General features: G+C 66.7%; 1 protein-coding gene. It reads left to right on the forward strand.

The genetic code is table 11. From position 1 onward, the window contains the following. Nucleotides 1–213 (forward strand): hypothetical protein (locus tag HMPREF0519_RS14025; protein ID WP_169303871.1); only part of this gene is annotated, 213 nt, incomplete at its 5' end. Between the last annotated feature and the right edge of the window lie 6 nt (nucleotides 214–219).

Consider the following 219-nt stretch of genomic DNA (forward strand, 5'->3'; position numbering starts at 1 on the left):
GGCATGGCCCTGGCCATGCTCATCGTCGTGCTGGTCATGCAGGCCAATCTGCAGCAGGAATTCCTGGGCGCCTCCGCCTTCGACGCCCCCACTCTGGTGGGCTCCGACCTCTTCCCCGACGAGGTGGAAGACCTCGAAACCTTGGCCGCCGCCGGCAATGGCATGACGCGCTTCGTCCTCCCACCCCCATGCTGCGCGCTCGCGTGGTCGTAGTTCGGT

Source organism: Lentilactobacillus hilgardii DSM 20176 = ATCC 8290 (assembly GCF_000159315.1).
In the GTDB taxonomy this organism is placed as follows: Bacteria; Bacillota; Bacilli; order Lactobacillales; family Lactobacillaceae; genus Lentilactobacillus; species Lentilactobacillus hilgardii.